This window comes from Synechococcus sp. PCC 6312, assembly GCF_000316685.1.
Classification (GTDB): Bacteria; Cyanobacteriota; Cyanobacteriia; order Thermosynechococcales; family Thermosynechococcaceae; genus Pseudocalidococcus.
In genome coordinates, this window is sequence record NC_019680.1 from 246,215 (window position 1) to 269,209 (window position 22,995).

Genomic DNA, 22,995 nt, shown 5'->3' on the forward strand with positions numbered 1-22,995 from the left:
AATTTGAGCGTAGTGCGATTACTTCATGAGAATAAAATTAATAATCCAGAGTACAGAATCCTGAAATACTTAAGGCTTTTTAACAGTTTTCGGGAAGACTAAATGATCTTGGTATAATTACAGCGATTTCCTTAGTCTAAAAGGAGCGGCAATGACCAACTGGCAACGGATTCCGGGGGGAGTTACAGCCCCAAAAGGGTATCGAGCCGCTGGGATGCGGGCTGGGCTGAAACCATCAGGACTCCCTGACTTAGCCTTGATTGTTTCTGATGTGCCGGCCATTGCTGCGGGAGTTTTTACCACCAGCCAAGTCCGAGCTGCCTGTGTTGATTATTGTCGCCAACGCTTACAAGCCAAATCTACGGCCCAGGCCATTTTGTGTAATGCCGGCCAGGCCAATGCTGCTACAGGGGCACAGGGTTGGGCCACTGTCCTAGAACAAGCCCAAATTGTCAGCCAGGCCTTGGAGATTTCCGCTGATGCTGTCTTGGTCGCCTCCACGGGGGTAATTGGCAAACAAATCCTGATTGAGAAAATTCGTGCCGCTGTCCCCGAACTCAAAACACTCCTCTCAGAAACAGGGTCAGAATCCGCATCCCAGGCCATCATGACTACGGATCTGGTTCCCAAAACCATTGCCCTAGAAGCGAAATTAGGGGATCAAACGATTCGGGTAGGGGGCATTGCCAAAGGGTCAGGTATGATTCATCCCAATATGGCCACAATGCTGGCCTTTGTCACCTGTGATGCGGCGGTTTCCCCCCATTTATGGCAAGAAATGGTCAGCCAGGCCAATGACAACAGTTTTAACCAAATCACCGTAGATGGCGACACCAGTACCAACGACAGCCTGATTGCTCTGGCCAATGGTCAATCCCGCACCCCCGCCATTACCGAACCGGGCCCAGCAGCAGATCTATTGGCAGGGATGTTAACGGAAGTTTGCACCTATCTGGCTAAGTCCATTGCTCGCGATGGCGAAGGGGCCACCTGTTTGCTAGAAGTTGAAGTGAGTGGAGCCAGTGATGGGGTCGCTGCTCGCCAAGTCGCCCGCACCATTGCCGGATCCATGTTGTTTAAGTCTGCTGTCTTTGGCCGAGATCCCAACTGGGGCCGGATTGCGGCGGCGGCGGGCCGGGCTGGAGTCTTTTTTGATCAGGAAAACTTGCAAATTCAATTGGGAGATTTTTTACTGATGCAGCGGGGCCAACCCCTAGACTATGACAAAGCCGCCGCCAATACCTACCTGACTCAACAGGCCCAACTCAGTAACCAAGGGGGGCAATCTGTAGAACACCCCGTCCTCGTTAAGGTCAGTATTGGCCAAGGGCCGGGCGTTGGGCGGGCCTGGGGCTGTGACCTGAGTTATGACTATGTAAAAATCAATGCTGAGTACACCACATAAGGATATGAAACCAATTGTTTGACTCGGTCGTTAGGATAGAAGCGTTGTACCGACTGGCTGATTCCAATCTTCGGTATTCACAGGGCATCGTATTGCTATGAACCCCCAGGAATTACTGAAGCGCTATGCCAGTGGTCAGCGAGATTTCAACCGGGCCAGTCTAAGTAATGCTGAGTTAATTAATGTGGACTTGTCTGGCATTAATTTAGCCCGGGCTGACTTGGAATGGGTTAACCTCAGTGGCACCAAGCTGAACAACGCTAACTTAAGTGGGGCAGAACTGATCAATGCCATCTTGATTAAGACAGACCTCTCCCAGGCCAACCTTACGGGTGTGAATTTAAGCCGGACAGATTTGAGTTGGGCTAACCTCAGTTACACGAACCTCAGTCGCTCTGAGCTCAGTGAAGCCACATTGCGGGGGGCAAATCTCCAAGGGGCTGACCTGAGTCGGGTTGATTTAGCTGAGGCAGATCTGCGAGGCCTGGGGTTTAATCAAGTCAATCTGCGGGGGGCGAATCTCCAAGGGGCCAATCTCCACAACACGGAAATGGTTCAGGCAGACTTAGGACGAGTGGACTTAATTGAGGCGGATTTAAGCAATGCCAATCTCAGTGGGGCAAATCTGAGTGGAGCTAACCTCAGTCGCGCCAACCTGGCCAATGCCAACCTGAGTGGAGCCGATCTGAGTCGGGTGGATTTAACGGAAGTCAAGCTCAGCGAAGCCAACCTGACCAAAGCAAACCTTAGCGGTGCCGAACTGGGGAAAGCCGATCTCTCCGCCCTCGAGTTGTGTGATGTCAATTTGAGCGGTGCTAACTTAAGTGGAGCTAACTTGGCCAATACTAATCTCAGTCGGGCCGATCTCAGTGGGGCCAACTTACGGGGCGTTAATCTCAGTCGGGCCAAACTGGTGGGGACTAATTTACGGGGTGCGAACTTGGTCGGGGCCAATTTGACCGGGGCAACTTTAGATGGGGCCGACTTATCCCAGGCCGATATGCGGAGTGCCAACCTGAGTGGCCTGCTCTTAAATGGGGTGATTTTGCGGGGTGCGAATCTCAGTGGAGCTAATTTACGGGAAATCGAACTTAACCAGGCCAACCTCAGTCGCGCTGATCTGATTGAGGCTAACCTGAGTCGGGCTAAAATGGCTGGCGTTAACTTGAGTCGGGCCACCCTCAGCGAAGCCAATATGAGCCGAGCCACCCTCAGTGGAGCCACCCTCAGTCGCGTCACCCTCAGTGGGGACACCATTGGCAAAGTGGATTTAAGTGGTGTGAACTTGAGTGGGGCTGATTTGGGAGATGCTCAACTCCTTGGGGCTAACCTGTCTCGGGCAGACCTGACTCGTGTGAATCTGACCGCAGCCGATTTAAGTAGCTCTAATCTCAGTGAAGTGGATTTGCGGGGAACGATCATGCCCGATGGCCGCCGCCGTAATTAAGCCTGACATTGCTCAACCGTGATTGATTGACGTGAAGATGCCTTATACGCCTTGGATTGGAATTGAGGGAATCTCTCCGGCGGGGGTGAAACCAAAAATTTGACCATAAAAATAAAGTTCGGCTGCTAAGGTCTGCTGGATGGTGCTGGCCTGGCGAAATCCGTGGGCTTCTGCGGGAAAGGTGAGATAGGCAACCGGGATTCCTTTGGCGATTAGGGCATTAACCATCATTTCCGCTTGGTTGGGGGGCACGACTTTATCCTCCAGGCCTTGGAAAAAGATCACGCTTGCAGCCAGTTGCTCAACAAAGTGAATCGGAGAGCGTTGGTAATAAACCTGTTGCCCAGTGGGATAGGGGGCTACCAGCCCATCAAAATAGCGGGCTTCAAACTTGTGGGTATCTTGGGCTAGGGCTTCGAGATCACTGACACCGTAATAACTAGCCCCGGCCTGGAAGGTTTGGCTAAAGGTCAAGGCGGCCAAGGTGGTATAGCCCCCCGCACTACTTCCCCGCATTGCTAGTTTTTGAGGATCAGCCCGGCCTTTCTCAACCAGATATTCAGCCCCTGCAATGCAGTCAGCGACATCATAAACACCCCAATGTCCCTGCAAGGCATCTTGATAGTCCCGGCCATAGCCCGTACTGCCCCGATAGTTCACATCCAAGCAAGCAAAGCCCCGACTCGTCCAAAATTGAATCCCTAAATTAAAGCCTGTGCTGGTTGCGGCAGTGGGGCCCCCGTGACATTTGACGAGCAGGGGTGGTTTTTCACTAGCAGGGGCGACAAAGTTGGGATTTGTGGGGGGGTAATAAAAGCCATAGGCAACGGTATCGGCGGTTGTGGGGAAGCAAAGGGCCTGGGGAACGGCTAAATAATCTGGGTCAATCGGGAGGTGAGTTGAGGTTTTGAGGATTTTGTAGGAGGTAGATTCTGAGGTAATGCTCCTGAGGTCTAGTTCGATAATGGCACTGGGGTTGGTCGGGGAACTGGCGACAAAATAGGCCCTATCAGCATTGGCCTGGATGCTGTGAAAGTCAGTGAAGGGCAGATCCATGATCTCCCAGGTTTGATGGGCCAGGTCGAGAATTCCCAATTGCTCAATGCCTTGATGGCCGACCGTGCAAATCAGCCGGGCTTGATCTGCAATGGCATAGGTTGATTGGCCAAAAACCCAGTGGGGAGTCCCAAATTCCAGCTCCAAGGCCTGGGGTAAAAGGGGAAGAACGTGTTGGGGTTGATCCGTCTGCCATTGATAGGGATTGCCCCAACCACTGCGATCACTCATAAAAATTAGGGTTTGATTGTCTAGCCAGCGGGGCTGCCCCACCGATTCAGTTTGACTCCCGGCAATTTTGCGCCCATCCCCAAGTTTCCCCGTTGTTAGAACTGGCGCAACCCATAACTCACAACCATCCCAGGGCATTTGCGGGTGATTCCAACTCAACCAGGCCAGCCATTGCCCATCAGGACTTAAAGTAGGGGAAGAATAAAAATCGGCTCCTTCAACCAGAATTTCGGGTGCCTCGGGATATGACTTAGAACCCGGGAGAGGGATTGTCACGAGGGTATTGCTGACGGTGCTTGACTGATGATCTTCTTGGACAAAAATTAAACGATGCCGAGTTCGATCCCAGATTCCATTGGCATAGCGACAGGGCGGGCAGTTGGTCAGGGCCTGGGGTTCTCTTGAGTTCTTACTGAGATAATAAACCTGTTGATCGGCGTTGTTAATAAAATAAATTTCCCCTTGATCTACCCCGTAGGCTCCACCCCCATATTCATGGACTCGCGAGCGGACGTTCCAAGGGGCAGGGGTTAGGTCTTGGGCGTGATCACCACGAGTTTGTTGGACGAGGACAGTACGCCCTTTTTCTTGGGGACGGCTTTCCAGCCAATAGATTTGTGCCCCATCCAAGGCAATGCTGCCCAGCCCCACTGAATCAGCCACTAAAAAATCAGTCGTAATCGGTGACTCCCAGGCCCCGTAACTGGCAATGGTTGGCATCGGTTTAGGCCTCAGAATTCCTGGTTTCTAGTTTGGCCAGGTATTGGGTTTCTAGTAAAAATGCCCCCCGCCCTAGGCGCACAGCCCAATAGTTTCCCGGATGTCGACCCAAAATGACCCCCGTTTCCCCCAACGTCAAAACGTCCGGCGGACGCAGCATGGGCATGGGTTCAGCGGTTTTTACATAACTAGGCAGACGAATCAGTTGAACCTGATCTCCGGCCTGGAACTCTGAGGATGTATCTGTGTCCATAGGTTTTATTTTCCCCCAAGCGGTTACGATTGCCCACCCTCAGTAATTAGCCCAGGTTCACATCTTCATAAATATCGGCAATTGCACAGGTAAAGTTCAGGCCTGGAATGATCAGGGTATCTCCAGTTTTGTAGGTTGTTAAAAGCCATTGCTGTGGGGCCTGGCGATGATAGCACTCTAAGCGAGCTTCGGTTTGGCTAACCAGGAGATAATACTGGAGAGAGTCTAATTTTTGATAGGCAATAAATTTGCGTCCGCGATCAAGGCTTTCAGTAGTTTCTGATAACACTTCAGCAATCAAAACTGGATAATTGACCAGGGCAGCCATGAGGTTCTGGTCGCGAGGATCACAGGTAACAACAACATCAGGATAAAAATAACAGGCTCCAGTTTCAATATTAACTTTGATATCTGTGACAAATGGCCGACAATCTTGTCCCCGGAGTTGTTGACGGAAGAGGGTTCCCAAGTTAAGGGTAATTAAACCATGAGCCTGAGTAGCCCCAGCCATAGCGTACACTTCCCCTTGATAGTATTCATGTTTCGTTTCACTGGCGGCTTCTAGGTTCAAGTACTCTTGAGGTGAAAGGGTTAGGTTTTGAGGTTGGGCGATCATATACGGTTACTCATTTAGGGTTCGACAGAGGCAAGTCAGGAAATATAGTCATTTTGCTTAGGAGTGAAACACCAAAAGACTTGAAATCATTACAGGCAAAAGCCTTGAGTGTTCCAGTTTTGGCAGAAATGACCATATAATTCCGGGGTAAAATTTTAGTCATGAAACGTTCAAGCATTAAACAGAGTGGCGTAATTCGTCATTGCGGGCCTGTTCCGACAGTTGGCAACTTATTGTAATAAACTAAAGCGCAAAATAATATCATCAAAGTCAAAATCTCCTCCGCCAAGCAGGTCTTCAAACCCAATCACATTAGCTCCCCATTTAGTCCCGTGGCTGAGTCCATCTTGGTTGGCGACGCCAAAGGCAAAATAGGTTATTTCGGTTACGCCACTGGCATCAAGCGCATTCACCTGCAAAAACGGCGCGTATAATTCCCCACCTAGAATATTGAAGGAAAAACTCTTGGTTTCTAGATTGCCAACGGTTAGGGTTGAGCCGGATGTTTGGAGACGATTTGCGGTTGATAAGGCGGCTTCAGAATAACCTGCTTGGCCTGGGGTGAGACTATTACCTGTGAGGGGATCGAGGACACGGCCATTGTTGTCCAACAGGCGATAAAACCCCATCGAGCTTTCAAAGGCTGCTTCTCGACTATAGGAACCAGAAACCGTTACGGTTGTCCCTGGGGTGAAATTCTGAGCATCAATTAAATCGATGGGAGCAGGATTACTCAGGGGTAGATTTAAATCCGTTGCCTCATCCGTAGCGGCAGCAAAAGATGCATAAAAATTCTTGCCATCGGGGTCAACATATTGATAGATCTCATGGCCTGTTGCCAAATCTTTGACCGCTAAACCAAGATTGTTACCGATGGGAGTGCCACTGAAGGGGTTGCGCATCACTGGGCCATCCACCTCCACATAGGAGACATTGGAGTTTTGAGCCAGGTTATTTTGAACGTTGATGCTGTGGGGGCTACTGGGGACGGTAAAGGGGCCAGGCGGGCCATTTTCAGGATCATTACCCGGCCCACCGGGGTTATAAACCGGTGAGTAATCTCCCGCAGAAGGCATTTCCACTCGTCTAATTTGCTGAACGGCGGCCTCATCTCCGGCCAAAATAATGTCGTAATAGTTGTCGTGATCTTCAATGTAAGTTAGATCGTAGGTATCTTGCACTGCGGCCAAGTCTGCTAAACCCACAACACGCACAACGCCAAATCCAGGGATGTCATAATTAATGCCAGTTTGAGTGAGGTTTATCGTTTGTCCATTCATATCTTCCGCTTGAAGTCGAAAATAGCGGCCAAATTCTGTGGGCAATAAACTCGCAATACCATCCGGGGAAAATCCAGCACTGGTGTAAATTCGGAGGCGAAACTGGGCCTGGTTGCCGTAGAGGTCTGAGCCACTATTGTTTTGATTAGTTGCTAACCAAATGGGCGCGCCTTCGCCGAGGTCACTAAAACGGTTAAGCTTGGCAGCGATAATTTTGGGCCCATTACCGGCTACATAGGGATTGAGGCTGTCAATCGTCAACCCAACGGCACTAATTGGCCCATTTGGCCCCACCATTTCTAACGGCGTACTATCTAAAACGGTTTTGACGGAGATGGGATAAATGGCACCGGCTTGGCCTGGAGTTAACCGATTGCCAAATTCGCCCGTAATCACAACCGTTTGTCGCTCGTTATATTCACTATTGGGCAGAAAAGAAGCAATTGCCGGGGTGACAATAGTGCCAGTGTTGAGAATGACTTGAAAGTCGGTCGGGTTAACTGTCTCAGGTAATAGCGGCCATGTGAATACAATCGGAATATTATCGTTTTTCTCTAGGTCAACTCCGTAAGTCCGCTGAACTGTATCCGTACTAATGGCCGATGTATAAGCCCGTTGGGTTGCACCAGTCAGATCTCCGAGGTTATTCCAGGCCACATTATTATCAAAGGCAATTTGCTGGGAGGCGCCATTGGTACCATCTATTCCCGGAATCCCCATGTAGCCTTCAAACCCATAATTGGCAGTAAAAATATTCGCTTGGCCTGCAAATAAATCACTATTGAGCAGGATATTCGTATTCAGGGAGTTACTCTGGCCAGACGTATTCAGACGATCCGTTGCGAGATAGGTGAGTAAGTCTTGGGCGCGGGGGGTATATTGAATTGTCATGATGGTTTAGGTTTTCTAACGATTTTCAGAGTCACTGATTCCTGATGTTAAGGAGAGCTATAGAAATTCATCAAGATTTGACCCAGGCCCGGTCATACTTCCTCACCTGTATTAGTAACACTAGTAGCATAGATTAATTTTTGGCTGGTGTTCCCAGACCAAAGGCCGCATGAATCGCTTGTAAGGCAGTCACTCCATCGGTTTCAGCAACCACACAGCTAACCCGAATTTCAGAAGTTGCAATCATTTGAATGTTAATCCCGGCCTGGGCCAGGGCAGCAAACATATTGGCGGCAATTCCCGGTCGCCGGATCATCCCCATCCCGACAATACTGACCTTCGCCACATCGAGGATGAGATCAATCTCCCCACAGCCCCAGGCCGGAGCATGATCTTTGAGCAAACCATAGGCAATATCGGCATCAGCTTGGGCCACGGTAAAGGCAATATCGCGGGTCATTTGATGATTCACCGGCCGCGACCGCTGGGACTGGATGATCATATCTACACTCACCCCGGCATCGGCTAAGGTCTGGAAAATTTGGGCCGCCATCCCCGGCAAATCGGGAACCTGACGCACGGCTAATTGGGCTTGTTTAATATCCAGAGCTACACCGCGCACCGAGGGCTGATCCGCTGTGGTTTGGGGGTCAAATTCCGGTAAGGCAGTATGAACGTCAAAAGCATCCTGGAGCAAACGCACAGCTTTGGGGGCATCGGTCTGGTTGATTGTACAACTGACATTTACTTCCGAAGTTGAGATCATTTGCAGGTTAATCCCGGCCTGGGCGAGAGTGGAAAACATTTGCGCCGCAACTCCAGGCCGACCAATCATCCCGGCCCCAATAATGCTGACTTTGGCAATTGCATCATCCACAAGCACTTCTGGGGCCTGGAGCGGTGACTGACCAGGGTTTGTCGGGTTAAAGGCAGAAGCAACGGCCGCAGCAGGATTGAGACAGGCTTTTTGAACGGTAAAGGCAATGTCGTTGGTGCTTTCTTCATGAATGGACTGAATAATTAAATCCACATCCAGGTTTTGCTGGGCTAATTCCCCAAACAAACTCGCGGCAATTCCCGGCCGATCCGCAACGCGCAATAACGCCACCTTGGCCTGGTCTAAATCGAGGCGGACTCCATCCACCGGCTTACCCAGTTCTAAGTTTTCTGTGGGTGCTTTCGGGGCAATTGGAGAAGTGACTTTCGTACCGGGTTCATCCGTCCAACTGGATCGCACCACCATCTGCACCCCGTAATTTCGAGCAATTTCCACCGCTCGGGGATGGAGAACTTTGGCCCCTAAACTGGCCAGCTCAAGCATTTCATCACAGGTAATTTCGGCCATCAGTTGGGCATCGGGAACTAGGCGCGGGTCAGTGGTTAAAATGCCCGGCACATCGGTATAAATTTCACAGAGATCTGCTTCTAAGGCCGCCGCCAAGGCCACCGCTGACGTATCGGAGCCACCCCGACCCAAGGTTGTCACTTCTAAATCGGCACTGTTACTAATCCCTTGAAATCCAGCGACAACCACAACTTTGCCTTCGGATAAATGCCGGGTTAAGCGATCGGTGGAAATTTCTAAAATCCGGGCGCGGGTATGGGCCGTTTCCGTGGTAATCCCAACTTGGGCCCCAGTTAAGGAAATGGCATCCTGTCCGAGGGCTTGCAGGGCAATGCTTAAAAGCGCAATCGAAACCTGTTCCCCCGTGGACAAAAGCATATCCAGTTCCCGGCGGCAGGGATTGGGGCTGAGTTCGTTGGCGAGTTTGACCAGGCCATCCGTTGTTTTCCCCATCGCCGATACCACGACCACCACTTGATTCCCGGATTTGACCGTCTGAACGACTCGCTGGGCCACGGCCTGGATGCGCTCGACTGAACCAACCGAAGTACCGCCGTATTTTTGGACAATTAAACTCATAGGGGGTGCAACAGACCAAAAAGGGGAGTATAGATTATTACAAGAGCTATTAGACCTTATCAAAAAATGTCAACTTCACCAGGCCACCGGTCAGCAACAAAATTAAGGTGACAATAAAGCTCCAGAGACGATTATCCGTAACCCGTTGCCGCTCCCGCAGTTCATCCACTTTGTCGTTGAGAGCCTTGAAGTCAGCCCGTAACTCACTGATTTCTGCTTTGACCTCGGCCCGTAACTCATTGATTTCTGCTTTGACCTCAGCCCGTAGCGTCTTGAACTGCTCATCGGTTCTGGCCTGGTTCACTTTGACTTCAAGGGTGAGGGCCTGGATGGCATCAAGAATTTGTTTGGTTTCTGCAGCGGTTATGGGTTCGCTCATCAATGGACTCCAAATTGATTTGTTGGGCAAAGTCCCTTAACTACTTCAAGATAACATCGACTTAATCTGAAATAGCCCCCGTACCAAGCCAGGCCTGGATTCTTGCCCATCATGGGGGGATTGGGGTTGTCTAAATTCTGGGCACTTGGGAGCTAGGCAGTTTTTAAGGGTTGTTTCCCAGTCAGTTCTACTAACTCAAACCGATAGACTTCAATGACAGGATTAGCCAAGAGTTGATCGCAAATGGTTTCCAGTTGGGCCTGGGCTTGGGCCGCATCCGTTGCCGCCAACGATAGTTCAATAAATTTGCCAATCCGCACCTGCTCGACCCCACTGTAACCCAAGTGATGAATTCCCGCTTGCACGGCTACACCGGCCGGGTCTAACACTGAGGGGCGTAAGGTGACATAAACTTTGGCCTGGAATTGGGGCATAGATCTAAAATCTCTTGAGAGCTTCAACCATCCAATTTAGGTGTTCGGGGTATTCTCCAACAAGGCGCGCACCCCTTCCAATGTGGCCGGAATGGCTCGGGGATCCATAAACATCACTTTGCTGCTCTCGCTATTGCCAATTTTCTCACCCATATCTAAGTAGCCACGGGCCAACAGAAACTGGAGTGCTTCCCGGGCCTGGGGATCTTCTCGCAGGGCTTTGGCGACCACTTTCATCGCTTCCGCTGTGCCTTGGGCCCGGAGAATTTGATCCTGTTGCTCGGCCTGGGCTTTGAGAATCACCACCTTTTGATCGGCTTCGGCCGCTAGAATCGAGGACTTTTTCTGAGCTTCTGCATCTAACACTTGGGCTTCCGCTTTCCCCCTCGCACTGTTAACCGCAGCTTCTCGTTCCCCTTCCGAGGTGAGGATGGCGGCCCGTTTGCGGCGTTCGGCGGTCATTTGCATTTCCATGGATTCTTGCACGGCCTTGGAGGGGACAATATCCCGTAATTCCACCCGTGTGACTTTGACTCCCCAAGGATCTGTGGACACATCCAGTTCTTGCAGAAGCATTTCATTAATTTGCGAGCGAGCCGTGAACGTTTCGTCTAATTCCAATTTCCCCATCTCAGCGCGAATTTGGGTTAAGACTAAGTTCACCATAGCCATCTTCAGGTTTTCCACCTTGTAGTAGGCCCGCTCCATATCCAAAATCCGCCAATAGACAACGGCATCTACACTAATGGCGACATTGTCACGGGTAATACATTGCTGAGGCGGAATATCGAGTACCTTTTCTCGGATTGTTTCTTGATAGACAACCTTATCTAAGACAGGTAAGACGAAATTTAAGCCCGGTTCTAAGCGCCGACTATAGCTGCCTAACCGCTCGACCAAGGCCATATTGCTTTGATTTACAATGCGGACTGTGCTAGCCACCCCGGAACCGCCCAAGACCAGCAGAATCAGAAACCCAAAGAACTCACCCATGTTCTGTTATCTCCATTAGTGCGGTGATGACCAGGCCCTCCCCTTTGTTATAGTCTTTTGACCGAAGCCATGAATTAGAACATCAGGAAAAATTAATATTCTGCAAACAAGCTACAATCTCCTCCAGGGACTGTACGATTCGTTCATGGTCAGTGATTTAGAGAGGGGTTATTGGCTGGCCTGGGCGCGGGTGACAGGTTTGGGACCAGTGCTTCTCAAACGGATTTGGCAGCGATTTGGTTCGATGACCCAGGCCTGGGCTGCCGATCTTCAGGACATTGCTCAAGTGGACGGCATTGGCCCGCGAGTCTTAGCACAGTTACCAACCTATCGCCAGAAAACGAATCCAGCCCAACTTCTAGCGCAACATCAGCAGAAAAATCCCCAGTTTTGGACGCTTTCTGATCCAGATTATCCCCGCACCCTGGCTGAAATTCCCGATCCGCCGCCGATTCTTTATTACAGTGGTCAAGCTCAATCGGCTGAAAATGCTGGGCAAATCCCAATGGTGGCGATGGTAGGGACACGGGAACCGACTGAATATGGCAAACGCTGGACAAGACGATTAGCTGAACTTTTGGGGCGACATGGGTTTGTGGTTGTGTCGGGGTTAGCAGAAGGGATTGATACCCAGGCCCATTGGGGGTGTTTAGAGGGGGGTGGTCGAACTATTGCCGTGTTAGGAACAGGAGTTGACATGATCTACCCGCCCCGCAACCGTGAGCTATTCGGACAAATTATTAACCAAGGCCTGGTGATCAGTGAATATCCCAGCCAAACCCCACCGGATCGGGCCCACTTTCCCCGCCGGAATCGGATTATTGCTGGCTTGTGTCGGGCGATTTTAATCATGGAAGCCCCGCGTAAATCTGGAGCCTTAATTACGGCGGACATGGCCAATGAATACGGGCGGGATGTGTATGTCTTACCCGGAATGTTGGACAACGACCAGGCCATCGGTTGCTTAAGTTTGCTCAATCGTGGGGCGCAGGTCATTTTGGGGGAGGGACATTTGCTAGAACTTTTGGGACGGACTCCCCCCCTCGATTTGCCCAGTTCTCAGTCTAGTCAGCCCACCAACCTCATCCCCAAGCCCCGCCTCGCTCCCGAACTTGACCAGGTTTTAGATATTATGCTGCAACTCAACCAAGGCGAAATTAACGGGATTCCCTTTGATTTGATTGTCCAGGCCTGTGACCTTGATTCTGGGGCCGTCTCCAGTGCCTTACTCCAACTCGAACTGCTGGGCCTGGTCAACCAACAACCGGGAATGCGCTATCAATGTTGCTGCACTGGGACGACAATACCATCATGATCTCAAGATTAGGGGAATCCAATGCATCAAACCTTTGACGCGGCTTTAGGCGTGAATCTTCTCCATGCCAACCAGGCCGGGGCAGATCATAATCGTGAGCATTTCGACCAGTGGGGCATCATCTGCTGCAACATCATGAGTAGTCCAGGGGCCGGGAAAACCAGTTTATTAGAAGCCACGCTGCAACAGCTAAGTCCCAAACTTAAGATTGCCGTGATTGAAGGGGATATGACCACAGAGTTAGATGCCAACCGCTTGCGACACTATGGTGTCCCGGTGATTGCGATTAATACGGGCCGTGCTTGTCACTTAGATGCCCAAATGGTGGCCGGTGGCTTACATCAGTTTTCTGAAAATTATTATCCCCCAGACTTTGACTTGGTCTTAGTCGAAAATGTTGGCAATTTGGTTTGTCCGGCGGAGTTTGAAGTCGGTGAGCATTATAAAGTGGCTTTACTGAGCGTCACAGAAGGGGAAGATAAACCGCTCAAATACCCGATCATGTTTCGAGAGGCGGATTGTTTGCTGATTACTAAAACGGATTTGGCTCCCTATGTGGATGCGGACTTTGAAAAAATCATCTCGAATGTTCGCGAAATTAACCCTGATGTGGCGATTTTCACAGTATCTGCCAAGACTGGGGCTGGCCTGGGAGATTGGTTGGCCTGGTTAGAACAAGTTGCCTCTCAACCAGTTTTATCTAAGTCATAAACGGCTTTGGCACTGCTTGATTTACGCCAATAATGATTGATTGAAACGAAGCCGTTGTCATTACCGAGGTGCGTTGGTTCTGATTGGGAATTTTTCTCGCCTAGCGAACATCCTCATAAAACTTTTTCAAATTATCGCCGGAAACCCCCAGGCCCCAGAGAAACCCAATGGCTAGATAAATTCCCGTAGCTTTCCAGGCCCCCCAAGCGGCGACACGGCGATCTGATGACATGACGACTCGATTGACCTGTTTAATCGCGCCAAATTGGGTGAGTTTCAAACATAAATCTGCTTCTTCCATAATCGGTAAGGTTGGGTCATAGCCCCCACAGGCCTGGAATTGAGACCGCCGACAACAAATGACTTGATCCCCAAACAATAAACGTAATCCCCGCCACCAAAATAGGTAAGGACGAAATAATAACGGGGCATAGTAGGTTTTTAGGTAATTATGCAGAGAAACTCCCCAGCGCGTGCTCTGGTGACCAGTCATGAGGGAAATAAAGCCGATTCCAGCAATCTTGGGCTGAGATAAAACTGCTGTAATTACGGCCATGATGTCATCAGGAACAAGGGTATCGGCATGAAGGAAACATAAAAACTCTCCCTCGGCCTGGGCTGCCCCTAAGTTCATTTGAATGGATCGTCCAGATTCAGGTGAAGAGAGGAGTTTGAGATTTTTGAGATCGCTGGCCTGGGCAATATTGAGGGTTTCATCTTGACTTCCCCCATCCACGATAATAATGTCCTGGGGGGTGGGATCAAGAATAGCAAGATGCCGGAGAGTTCGCTCAAGGGTTTTGGCCTCGTTTAAGGTGGGGATAACAATAGAAACCCTAGTCATGTTCTAAGCGGCAATTGCTCCACCACAGGAACTACCCGCCCCAGCCGTACAACCAAAACAATGCCGATTAGTGATAATGGGTTGGGTTTGTAATTGAGTGAGGTCAAAATCCTGAATCAGGAGTGGCTCTCCATTGGGTTTGGTAATCGGTAAGTCGAGCATTTGGTTAAAGTCACAGTCGTACAACTTGCCATCCCAGGCCACGGAAAGGGTATTCCGACACATCAAGCCCGAAACTGTTTGGGGATTGAAGGATTTGACGAGGAGTTCAATATAGCTTGTTAATTCTCCTTGACTTTGTAACTGCTGCAAATAGCGGGCAATGGGCATATTGTTGAGGGTAATGAGGCGGTCAAAGGTGACTCCATAATGACTTTCCAATGCGTCGCGCCAAGACTTTTCAATACAGGGATTGAATTTAGCCAGTTGGGGCGTGACTGGGTTAGAGACTAAGATGAGTTGTCGCTGGGGATCTCCTTGGCCATAACCTGCTGCATTCAAAGCCTGTAAGGCCGTGATGGATTTTTTAAACGTGCCATTCCCCCGCTGTTCATCAGTCCCTATTTCGGCAAAATCTGGCAAGGAGCAAACAATTTCTACCCCGCGTACCCCCAACCAGGCCGGTAAATCCATCATCCCCGGCAACAATAACACCGTTAAATTACAGCGATCAATGACTTTTTTACCCCGCCCCACAGCTTCATCCACTAAATAGCGAAAATGGGGATTCATTTCCGGCGCGCCTCCCGTAATATCCACCGTTGTTGCGTGCGTCAAATCTAAAGCCCGTAAACAGGCATCTATCATGGCCCGATCCATATTTTCTTGCGTGCGGGTTGGGCCAGCATCCACATGGCAGTGTTCGCAGGTTAGGTTACAGAGTTTGCCCAAATTTACTTGGAAAATCTCTAAGTCTCCCCGCAATAGTGGATGCCAATCCTGGGCTGCTAAGGTGGCCTGGAAATTCCCCTGATGACAAACGCCGCTTAACTCCAAACGGTTTAGCAGATCAAGCTGGGCATGGGGGGTGGGAATGGTGCTGCGGCTGGACGACATAAGGTTCTAGGGCAAAAATTCTATCTCTAGGGTGACACAGACTAACGGGCATTAGGATTGCAACACCGCCTCTAGGCTTTCCGTGAAGTTGGGATAGGAGACTGTGGCCGCTGCCCCGCGTTGAATGGTAGTTATCCCCTGAGCTTGTAATCCGGCAATTGCCAAACTCATGGCCATCCGATGATCACCCCAACTATCCACCTCTACCCCTTGAAGGGACGACCCACCCGTAATTTCCAGTCCATCGGCTAATTCTGTCACCTTCACCCCCATCCGACCTAACTGGGTGGCAATGGCCTGGAGTCGATCACTTTCCTTCACCCGCAATTCCGCCGCATCCCGAATCACTGTTGTTCCTTGGGCAAAGGCCGCCGCCACCGCCAAAATCGGGACTTCATCAATCAAGCGGGGGAGAATGTTGCCCTCAATCACCGTGGCCTGGAGAGAACTGCTGCACACCCGTAAATCCGCCACAGGTTCCCCGGTCACAATGCGGAAATTCTCAATCGCAATTTTGGCCCCCATCGCCTCTAGTACCTCTAAAACTCCCGTGCGGGTGGGATTCACACCAACATTGGGCAAAAATAGCTCCGAACCTGGGGTAATGGCCGCCGCCACCAACCAAAAAGCTGCTGAACTAATATCCCCTGGGACTGTTACCTGTTGGCCCCGTAATTGGCCAGGCCCCGTAATTTTCACCTGACATAGCTCTGTATCCACCACCAAGTTAGCCCCAAAGGCCTGGAGCATTCGTTCACTGTGATCCCGTGAGAGGGTGGGTTCTGTAATCGTGGTTGTCCCTGGGGTATGGAGACCCGCAAGCAGAATACAGGATTTTACTTGGGCTGAGGCAATGGGGGATTGATAGTGGATTGGTTTGAGCGTTTGTCCCTGGATCGCCAGCGGGGCTAATTTTCCCTGTGACCGGCCCCAAATTGTTGCGCCCATGGCCTGGAGCGGTTGGACTACCCGTTTCATCGGCCGGCCCCGCAAAGAACTATCCCCCGTGACGGCATAAAATTTTCCTGGTTGACTGGCCAATATGCCTAGCATCAAACGTAGGGTTGTCCCTGAATTACCCGCGTCCAAAATATCCGTTGCTTCCTGAAGCGTTCCTGCCCCCTGAACCATCACAACATCGCTACTTAATTCAGAAATGTTAGCCCCCAAGGCCTGGAAACAAGCGGCCGTACTCCGGGGATCATCCCCCAACAGTAACCCCCGAATTTCTGTTTCCCCCTCAGCTAAGGCTCCCAACATCAAGGCCCGATGGGAAATTGACTTATCGCCGGGAATCATGACCGTTCCCCGTAAGGTATAGTCTCCAGGCCGGATCTGCCAGGTGTCCGGTGGGTGGAGGGTGAGGGCCATCGTCATATCGGGTTACTCATAGCGGGAATGGGGCAAGTCAAGAATGTATTGTGGGGTTGGCTAGGAATAGAGAATATAGTTCTACTTCTCTGAGATTGGAGTACGGGGTGAGGTTAAAAACCGTAACAGAAAAATTTTATCCTGAGATGGTGATGCTTTTGGGTGCAGGATTTGGGAAACTTGGCCCCAATAGGCGACCCAGGAGGGGGGAGAGGGTTTGGTAAGATTGGGCTGTTCTCTTGGAAATGGGGTGAATGGACAGCAAATGGGGCGTGATTTCTTAACCCAGGCCAGGTAATGTCACACAGCCAAAAACAACCCTTGGCTTGGCCAACGTTGCGGCGGGGCTATGCGTGGATGATGTCCCTCGTTTTCTTGGGCGGGGATGTGTTGAGCCTTGGGCTAGCCGTCACCTTCAGTGTTTGGGGACGCTGGATTTTTGATGGGCAGTATCACCCCTCCCTGTACCTCTCTTGGTTGCCCCTCCTAGTTTTTTTCCCGCTTTCCTATGCCATTGTTGGCCTGTATCCAGGGGTCGGGATGAGTCCGGTGGATGAGTTACGCTGGCTCAGTTTAATGACCACGCTGGTTTATACCGTTCTGGGATCCGTAATCTTTCTAGTTCGAGAGGGCGAAACCTATTCCCGCTTGGTTTTTCTGATTGCCTGGGTCTTGTCGTTGTTAATGATGCCGATGGGGCGGGGGATGCTGCGGCATTTTTTCAGTGGCCAGGCCTGGTGGGGGCAACCCGTTATTATTTTAGGCGCAGGTAAAACTGGGGAATTAGTCCTGAGAACGTTGCTCCATAACCCCGGCCTGGGTCTGAAACCCGTTATCCTCCTTGATGATGATCCGGCTAAACAGGGGGAGGTGATTGATGGGGTTTCCGTTTTGGGAGGTGTCGCCCTGGCCCCAGAGTTAGCTCGTTACTGTAGGATTTCCTATGCCATTGTGGCCATGCCGGGGGTCGATCCGCGGCGATTAGTCAAAATCCTCGAAAACTATGGCCATTGTTTTGAGCATTTGTTAGTAATTCCGGATCTCTTTGGCCTGGCCAGTTTATGGGTGGAATCTAAGGATTTAGCTGGGCTTTTGTCCTTAGAAGTGAGGCAACAGCTTTTACTGCCCGTGCCTCGTTTTACCAAAGCCTGCATTGATTTTTGCCTATCTGTGGTCATTGGCCTGGCCTGCTTACCCTTGTTGATTATCATCGGCTGCCTGATTTACCTGGACTGCCCCGGCCCCATTTTCTATACCCAGGCCCGTTTGGGACGGAATGGCAAAACCTTTTACGCGGTCAAATTTCGCTCTATGCTCCCCAACGCCGATCAAATTTTGACAAACTATCTGGCACGGTTCCCAGAATATCGCCAAGAGTGGGAGGAAGATCACAAGCTCAAACAAGATCCCCGCTTAACGAGAGTCGGTTGGTGGTTACGGCGGACAAGCCTAGATGAGCTACCCCAACTCTGGAATGTTTTGCGGGGGGAAATGAGTTTGGTTGGCCCGCGGCCGATTGTCACGGATGAAGTTCCCAAATATGAGGAAAAATATGCCCTCTATACCCGCGTTAAACCAGGGATTACAGGCCTGTGGCAAGTGTCTGGACGCAATAATATCTCCTATGAAGAGCGAGTCAACTTAGATGCCTACTATGTCCGTAACTGGTCGGTATGGCTAGATTTTTATATTCTTCTGCGGACAGTTTGGGTTGTTTTGATGGCTGACGGGGCCTACTAACCCCATTTCCCCAGGATGCGATTTTTTCGGAAGAGTGCTTACATAGTGACTAGAGTGGAGAGTAAACCAAGACTGCCCTGGCACTGGTGTGGCCCATTTTGGGTTAAATGTCAGCAAGTTAGGCCATAATTAACCCCTCTCTCTTGACGTTCATTTGCCATGTACCAGCCTGTATAACGCCAGAGTGGAACCTTTGTCTGCCAATATCACCCTCCACGAATTCTACATGGCCCGATGTTTAGCACTGGCAGCCCAGGCCAAGGGTCGGACATCGCCTAATCCGCTGGTCGGTTGTGTCATTGTCCAGGCCGGTGAAATTGTGGGCGAAGGGTTTCATCCCCAAGCCGGCCAACCCCATGCAGAAGTTTTTGCGCTACGGGCTGCTGGAGAACTGGCTCAAGGGGCAACACTCTATGTCAACCTAGAACCTTGCAATCACTATGGCCGGACTCCCCCCTGCACGGAAGCAGTCATTCAGGCCGGGATTAAAACCGTTGTCGTGGGCCTGATCGATCCGGATCCACGAGTATCAGGTCGGGGGGTTGAGCGTTTACGTCAGGCGGGCCTGGAGGTCATTACGGGGGTTTTAGAGTCGGCCTGTCGAGACTTAAATGAGGCCTTTATCCATCGGGTTTTACACCATCGTCCCTTTGGAATTCTCAAATATGCCATGACCTTAGACGGTAAGATGGCCAGTCGCAGCGGCCACAGTCAATGGATTACCTCGGCAGCGGCCCGCATCTTTGTCCATCAGCTCCGAGCCGAGTCTGATGCCGTGATTGTTGGCGGTAACACAGTCAGACAAGATAACCCCTCCCTGACTAGCCACCAAGTCAGTGACCACAATCCCCTCCGAGTGGTCATGAGCCGCCAGTTAAACCTGCCCCATCCAGCCCACCTCTGGCAGACGGAAATGGCTCCGACCCTCGTTTTAACTGAAGCCGCCCTTGATCACCCCCTGGCCCAAATTCTCCAGGCCCAAGGGGTCGAACTGCAAACTCTGCCCAGCTTAACGCCAACATCTGCCTTAACTGCATTGGGGGAGCGCGGAATCAATACCGTTCTCTGGGAATCTGGTGGCATCCTCAGCACCCAGGCCCTACGGGAAGGGATGATTCAAAAAATCTGGGCATTTATTGCGCCAAAAATTATTGGTGGGGAGGGGAATATGACTCCCTTTGGGGATCTGGGCCTGGAAACAATGGCAGAGGCGATTGCCCTAGAGAGAGTCCAGTGGCAGCCGATTGATACCGAAATGTTACTCCAAGCCTATGTCCCCCCTCGCCAATATGTCCAAGGGCCAATTCCTGCCCCTAACTTGTAAGATGTAAAGAACTTTGCCCAGCTAGACCCTTGCCCTGTCCCGGAGTCCTGTCTTGATCACCCTCCTGAGTCTCTTCAGTGGTAGCTTAGGATTATCTTTGATCGTCACGAGTCAATGGTGGTTTTGGCTCGGCGACCAGGCCCTGGTTCAGCAAGAAGAAGAGGAAGACTTGACCCAGTATCAAACCCAACCCAATCCTCAGGCCACCGCCCCCAAAGGCAGTTCTGTTGGGTGGGAGTTTAAGATTGTCCGGGCCCAGCGGAGTCTCTTTCACCAGCCGGAAACCTTAAAAAAAGTATGTCAAGAGGAGGCCCAAGGGGGATGGACATTACTGGAAAAATTGGACGACCGGCGATTACGCTTCAAACGCCCCACCACCTATCGCAACAAACCGAACCCTAGCTCCAACTATGATCCCTATCGGAGTTTCTATGGCAGTCGCTGGAGTCTTACCCCCATCCTCTCCGGGATCATTGCTGTGACGATGACCGCCTTACCCGCCTACCTGGCCTATCGTCTCGTGAGTCTGCAACTTAGCCACTCCCCCTCTCTTACCCCGGAGCCAGCTTCCCAATTTCCCCGTCCATCTATTCCTCCCAATTCTTCCCCCTTAACTCCTCCGCTTCCCCCGCTGCTGCCCAGTCCCAGCCCTTAACCTGCAACTTGCCCTCGACCTATGACCGTAACCCCCCTCGCTCTCGGCAACTCCCTCCAAGGTGGCAAATATCGTCTGGATGCCCTCCTGAGCCAAGGTGGATTTGGGGTCACCTATCGGGCTACCCATACGCTCTTACACCAAACGATGGTCTTAAAAACCATTAACCCGGCCCAGCATGATCCCCAACAACTGGCCCAAATAGGGCAGCGATTTATCCACGAAGCTCAACGCCTGGCCAAATTTCAACATCCCCACATTGTCCGGGTCAGCGATTGCTTCATTGAGGGGGGGCTACCCTTTATTGTCATGGACTATATTCCGGGGCAAACTTTGGCAGCCTTAGTCCGGAACCGTCCCCTCAGCCCTGACCAGGCCATTCACTACATTAAACAGGTGGGGTCTGCCTTAGCCCTCGTTCATGATCACGGTCTCCTGCATCGGGATGTAAAGCCAGACAATATTATGCTCCGCCAGGGCACGGACTCGGTGGTGTTGATAGATTTTGGGATTGCCCGAGAATATACCCCTGGCAAGGTAGAAACCAATACGGGAATGCTCTCAGCGGGATACGCTCCGGTAGAACAATATTTACCGAAGCATCAATGGAGTCCGGCTACCGATATATATGCTCTGGCGGCAACCCTCTATGCTTTGTTAGCAGCGAAACCCCCGGTTGCCTCAGTCTTGCGGGATCGAGTCCCTTTGGATAGTTTGCAGAAGTTTCAACGGAATTTGAGTCCTGGCCTGGAGGCGGCGGTCTTAGCAGGAATGGCCTTGGATGCGCGGGATCGGCCCCAATCGGTGGCAGAGTGGCTAGATCTCCTTGATGAAACCGAGTCGGGCAACGGTCGCGCTGGGGTATCGGCCATGACCACCAGTACCGTAGCAGTTCTCCCCCAAACCCGCCCGATTATTCCGGCAACTCAACCTGAATTAGCTTCAGCCCGTAAATTTCGCTCACAGCCGTCCCCCTCTCGGTCAATGTGGCACAGTCCTTGGTTTTGGTTGTTGGGAACCGCAATTGTGGGCAGTGGCCTCGGGGCTGGCCTGGGGTTATGGCTACGTCAGCAAACCAGTACCCCCGGTGCGCCACCCTTAATTCAGCAGAATGAATCCTTCCCGCCAACTCGTCCCCCAGTGACACCGCAACCCCTGCCCCTAGAACTGCCGCCAACTGCCGCAGAGTCACCCAATTTACCCTTGCCCAGCCCCGAAACATCTCCCACACCACCAATAGACGGCCCACCTGCCGTAGAGACTCCCACACCTACCCCTACTGCCGACCCAAATGGAGCCATTTCTCCTCCTATAGAAAAAACTCCGCCCCCCTCAGGTAACGAGACCCCAGCCCCAGAACCGCCTCCGATTGTGCCTCCAGATCCTGTCCCCGTGGAACCGCCAAAACCGCCACCTGGGGCAGAACCTAAACCAGAGGCAACTGCTCCCCCAGTCAATGAGCCAAAACCCTCAGGTAATCCATAACCTTCTGGATAATTAGCTCCTAGATTGAAGATGTGTGGATGGTGGATTATTCCGTTGCACTGTTGCAAATTGTGATTTAGGCTGATGGCTGGACATAGTAAGTGGGCCAATATTAGGCGCCAAAAAGCTCGGGTTGATGCTCAAAAAGGCAAGATTTTTGCGCGCATTTCTCAAGAAATTATTGTCGCAGCCCGCCAAGGTTTACCAGATCCGGCTGGGAATTTTCAGTTGCGAACGGCGATTACCAAGGCTAAAGCGGCAGGGATTCCTCAGGAAAATATTGAGCGGGCCATTGCCAAAGGGGCGGGAACATGGACGGGAGACGGCGGGGCCTGGGAGACCATTCGCTATGAGGGCTACGGGCCTGGTGGGGTCGCTATTTTGATGGAAGCAGTGACCGATAATCGCAATCGGACAGCCGCAGATATTCGTGCCGCATTGAACAAGTTTGATGGGAATTTAGGGGAAACGGGTTGTGTGGGGTGGATGTTTGAGCAATGGGGAATGATTACCTTGCCATTGCCAGCCAATGAAGAGCAATTTTTAGAGGTGCTGTTGCAAGGGGAGCCAGAGGAGTATGGGCCAGTTGCCGATGAAGAACTAGGCCAAACATTAGTTGCCGTCAAGGTGGCTCCCGTCGGATTGGCTAAACTAACCGACCTCCTGGACGCAGCGGGCTATCCCATTGAGTCCTCAGGGTTACAGTGGATGGCCTTGAACACTGTCCCAATTACTCAGCCCGACCAGGCCCGGCAAATATTACGACTCATGGATGCCCTTGAGGATTTAGACGATATGCAAACTGTAGCCGCTAATTTTGAGCTATCTATGGAGATAGACTAATGCTTGCATTATATTTCTGGGA

Annotated in this window: 20 protein-coding genes; 9 read left to right on the top strand and 11 right to left on the bottom strand. The window is 51.3% G+C overall.

The features are described 5' to 3' along the window. The first annotated feature begins 151 nt into the window (after window positions 1-151). Window positions 152-1,405, top strand: coding sequence for a bifunctional glutamate N-acetyltransferase/amino-acid acetyltransferase ArgJ (argJ, locus tag SYN6312_RS01140; protein WP_015123022.1), 1,254 nt, complete (start codon window positions 152-154; stop codon window positions 1,403-1,405). Between the two features lie 97 nt (window positions 1,406-1,502). After that, on the top strand, window positions 1,503-2,852 hold the full coding sequence (locus SYN6312_RS01145) for a pentapeptide repeat-containing protein (protein ID WP_015123023.1): 1,350 nt from the start codon (window positions 1,503-1,505) through the stop codon (window positions 2,850-2,852). Window positions 2,853-2,894: 42 nt separating this feature from the next. Here the strand turns inward: SYN6312_RS01145 and SYN6312_RS01150 are convergent, their stop codons facing one another. From SYN6312_RS01150 to SYN6312_RS01185, 8 genes are all read right to left on the bottom strand, one after another. Beyond that, window positions 2,895-4,859, bottom strand: a complete 1,965-nt coding sequence (locus tag SYN6312_RS01150) for a prolyl oligopeptidase family serine peptidase (protein ID WP_015123024.1) — start codon at window positions 4,857-4,859, stop codon at window positions 2,895-2,897. 4 nt (window positions 4,860-4,863) lie between these two features. Beyond that, window positions 4,864-5,112, bottom strand: coding sequence for a regulatory protein SipA (sipA, locus tag SYN6312_RS01155; RefSeq protein ID WP_015123025.1), 249 nt, complete (start codon window positions 5,110-5,112; stop codon window positions 4,864-4,866). 46 nt (window positions 5,113-5,158) lie between these two features. Continuing rightward, window positions 5,159-5,728, bottom strand: coding sequence for a Uma2 family endonuclease (locus SYN6312_RS01160; RefSeq protein WP_015123026.1), 570 nt, complete (start codon window positions 5,726-5,728; stop codon window positions 5,159-5,161). Window positions 5,729-5,958: 230 nt separating this feature from the next. Further along, window positions 5,959-7,899, bottom strand: coding sequence for a DUF4114 domain-containing protein (locus SYN6312_RS01165; protein ID WP_015123027.1), 1,941 nt, complete (start codon window positions 7,897-7,899; stop codon window positions 5,959-5,961). Between the two features lie 133 nt (window positions 7,900-8,032). Then, window positions 8,033-9,823 carry an aspartate kinase gene (locus SYN6312_RS01170; protein ID WP_015123028.1) on the bottom strand — a complete coding sequence of 597 codons (1,791 nt, stop codon included), beginning with the start codon at window positions 9,821-9,823 and terminating at the stop codon, window positions 8,033-8,035. A 49-nt stretch (window positions 9,824-9,872) separates the two neighbouring features. Further along, window positions 9,873-10,202: a hypothetical protein gene (locus SYN6312_RS01175; protein ID WP_015123029.1), complete on the bottom strand. Its 330-nt coding sequence runs from the start codon at window positions 10,200-10,202 to the stop codon at window positions 9,873-9,875. A gap of 152 nt (window positions 10,203-10,354) precedes the next feature. Further along, the gene (gene purS, locus SYN6312_RS01180; protein WP_015123030.1) at window positions 10,355-10,636 is read right to left on the bottom strand and encodes a phosphoribosylformylglycinamidine synthase subunit PurS; all 282 of its coding nucleotides are present in this window, start codon (window positions 10,634-10,636) and stop codon (window positions 10,355-10,357) included. Between the two features lie 36 nt (window positions 10,637-10,672). Continuing rightward, a complete protein-coding gene (locus SYN6312_RS01185; protein WP_015123031.1) occupies window positions 10,673-11,629 on the bottom strand; it encodes an SPFH domain-containing protein in 957 nt (318 codons plus the stop codon). A gap of 145 nt (window positions 11,630-11,774) precedes the next feature. On the opposite strand from SYN6312_RS01185, the gene dprA reads away from it, so the two are divergent. Both dprA and hypB read left to right on the top strand, forming a co-directional pair. Beyond that, window positions 11,775-12,944: a DNA-processing protein DprA gene (dprA, locus tag SYN6312_RS01190; protein ID WP_015123032.1), complete on the top strand. Its 1,170-nt coding sequence runs from the start codon at window positions 11,775-11,777 to the stop codon at window positions 12,942-12,944. Between the two features lie 21 nt (window positions 12,945-12,965). After that, window positions 12,966-13,655 carry a hydrogenase nickel incorporation protein HypB gene (hypB, locus tag SYN6312_RS01195; RefSeq protein ID WP_015123033.1) on the top strand — a complete coding sequence of 230 codons (690 nt, stop codon included), beginning with the start codon at window positions 12,966-12,968 and terminating at the stop codon, window positions 13,653-13,655. A gap of 100 nt (window positions 13,656-13,755) precedes the next feature. On the opposite strand, the gene SYN6312_RS01200 is transcribed toward hypB, so the two are convergent. From SYN6312_RS01200 to aroA, 3 genes are read right to left on the bottom strand one after another with little or no spacing between them, the layout of a single operon-like run. Further along, window positions 13,756-14,499: a TIGR04283 family arsenosugar biosynthesis glycosyltransferase gene (locus SYN6312_RS01200; protein WP_015123034.1), complete on the bottom strand. Its 744-nt coding sequence runs from the start codon at window positions 14,497-14,499 to the stop codon at window positions 13,756-13,758. Window positions 14,500-14,502: 3 nt separating this feature from the next. Further along, the gene (gene arsS / locus SYN6312_RS01205) at window positions 14,503-15,555 is read right to left on the bottom strand and encodes an arsenosugar biosynthesis radical SAM (seleno)protein ArsS (RefSeq protein ID WP_015123035.1); all 1,053 of its coding nucleotides are present in this window, start codon (window positions 15,553-15,555) and stop codon (window positions 14,503-14,505) included. Between the two features lie 51 nt (window positions 15,556-15,606). Next, the gene (gene aroA, locus SYN6312_RS01210; RefSeq protein ID WP_015123036.1) at window positions 15,607-16,932 is read right to left on the bottom strand and encodes a 3-phosphoshikimate 1-carboxyvinyltransferase; all 1,326 of its coding nucleotides are present in this window, start codon (window positions 16,930-16,932) and stop codon (window positions 15,607-15,609) included. 291 nt (window positions 16,933-17,223) lie between these two features. Between aroA and wbaP the strand changes: the two genes are divergently transcribed. From wbaP to SYN6312_RS01235, 5 genes are all read left to right on the top strand, one after another. Then, window positions 17,224-18,666: an undecaprenyl-phosphate galactose phosphotransferase WbaP gene (gene wbaP / locus SYN6312_RS01215; RefSeq protein ID WP_015123037.1), complete on the top strand. Its 1,443-nt coding sequence runs from the start codon at window positions 17,224-17,226 to the stop codon at window positions 18,664-18,666. Between the two features lie 205 nt (window positions 18,667-18,871). Then, window positions 18,872-19,990, top strand: a complete 1,119-nt coding sequence (ribD, locus tag SYN6312_RS01220; protein WP_371257389.1) for a bifunctional diaminohydroxyphosphoribosylaminopyrimidine deaminase/5-amino-6-(5-phosphoribosylamino)uracil reductase RibD — start codon at window positions 18,872-18,874, stop codon at window positions 19,988-19,990. Window positions 19,991-20,042: 52 nt separating this feature from the next. Continuing rightward, window positions 20,043-20,645: a hypothetical protein gene (locus SYN6312_RS01225; RefSeq protein WP_015123039.1), complete on the top strand. Its 603-nt coding sequence runs from the start codon at window positions 20,043-20,045 to the stop codon at window positions 20,643-20,645. Between the two features lie 21 nt (window positions 20,646-20,666). Continuing rightward, window positions 20,667-22,130, top strand: coding sequence for a serine/threonine-protein kinase (locus SYN6312_RS01230; protein ID WP_015123040.1), 1,464 nt, complete (start codon window positions 20,667-20,669; stop codon window positions 22,128-22,130). A gap of 84 nt (window positions 22,131-22,214) precedes the next feature. After that, window positions 22,215-22,973 (top strand): YebC/PmpR family DNA-binding transcriptional regulator, encoded by a 759-nt coding sequence (locus SYN6312_RS01235; RefSeq protein ID WP_015123041.1) that lies wholly within the window; start codon window positions 22,215-22,217, stop codon window positions 22,971-22,973. Window positions 22,974-22,995: the final 22 nt, after the last annotated feature.

Coding starts and splice junctions, on each gene's coding strand:
- argJ (WP_015123022.1), top strand. CDS start 152: ATGACCAACTGGCAACGGATTCCGGGGGGAGTTACAGCCCCAAAAGGG.
- SYN6312_RS01145 (WP_015123023.1), top strand. CDS start 1,503: ATGAACCCCCAGGAATTACTGAAGCGCTATGCCAGTGGTCAGCGAGAT.
- SYN6312_RS01150 (WP_015123024.1), bottom strand. CDS start 4,859: ATGCCAACCATTGCCAGTTACGGGGCCTGGGAGTCACCGATTACGACT.
- sipA (WP_015123025.1), bottom strand. CDS start 5,112: ATGGACACAGATACATCCTCAGAGTTCCAGGCCGGAGATCAGGTTCAA.
- SYN6312_RS01160 (WP_015123026.1), bottom strand. CDS start 5,728: ATGATCGCCCAACCTCAAAACCTAACCCTTTCACCTCAAGAGTACTTG.
- SYN6312_RS01165 (WP_015123027.1), bottom strand. CDS start 7,899: ATGACAATTCAATATACCCCCCGCGCCCAAGACTTACTCACCTATCTC.
- SYN6312_RS01170 (WP_015123028.1), bottom strand. CDS start 9,823: ATGAGTTTAATTGTCCAAAAATACGGCGGTACTTCGGTTGGTTCAGTC.
- SYN6312_RS01175 (WP_015123029.1), bottom strand. CDS start 10,202: ATGAGCGAACCCATAACCGCTGCAGAAACCAAACAAATTCTTGATGCC.
- purS (WP_015123030.1), bottom strand. CDS start 10,636: ATGCCCCAATTCCAGGCCAAAGTTTATGTCACCTTACGCCCCTCAGTG.
- SYN6312_RS01185 (WP_015123031.1), bottom strand. CDS start 11,629: ATGGGTGAGTTCTTTGGGTTTCTGATTCTGCTGGTCTTGGGCGGTTCC.
- dprA (WP_015123032.1), top strand. CDS start 11,775: ATGGTCAGTGATTTAGAGAGGGGTTATTGGCTGGCCTGGGCGCGGGTG.
- hypB (WP_015123033.1), top strand. CDS start 12,966: ATGCATCAAACCTTTGACGCGGCTTTAGGCGTGAATCTTCTCCATGCC.
- SYN6312_RS01200 (WP_015123034.1), bottom strand. CDS start 14,499: ATGACTAGGGTTTCTATTGTTATCCCCACCTTAAACGAGGCCAAAACC.
- arsS (WP_015123035.1), bottom strand. CDS start 15,555: ATGTCGTCCAGCCGCAGCACCATTCCCACCCCCCATGCCCAGCTTGAT.
- aroA (WP_015123036.1), bottom strand. CDS start 16,932: ATGACGATGGCCCTCACCCTCCACCCACCGGACACCTGGCAGATCCGG.
- wbaP (WP_015123037.1), top strand. CDS start 17,224: ATGTCACACAGCCAAAAACAACCCTTGGCTTGGCCAACGTTGCGGCGG.
- SYN6312_RS01230 (WP_015123040.1), top strand. CDS start 20,667: ATGACCGTAACCCCCCTCGCTCTCGGCAACTCCCTCCAAGGTGGCAAA.
- SYN6312_RS01235 (WP_015123041.1), top strand. CDS start 22,215: ATGGCTGGACATAGTAAGTGGGCCAATATTAGGCGCCAAAAAGCTCGG.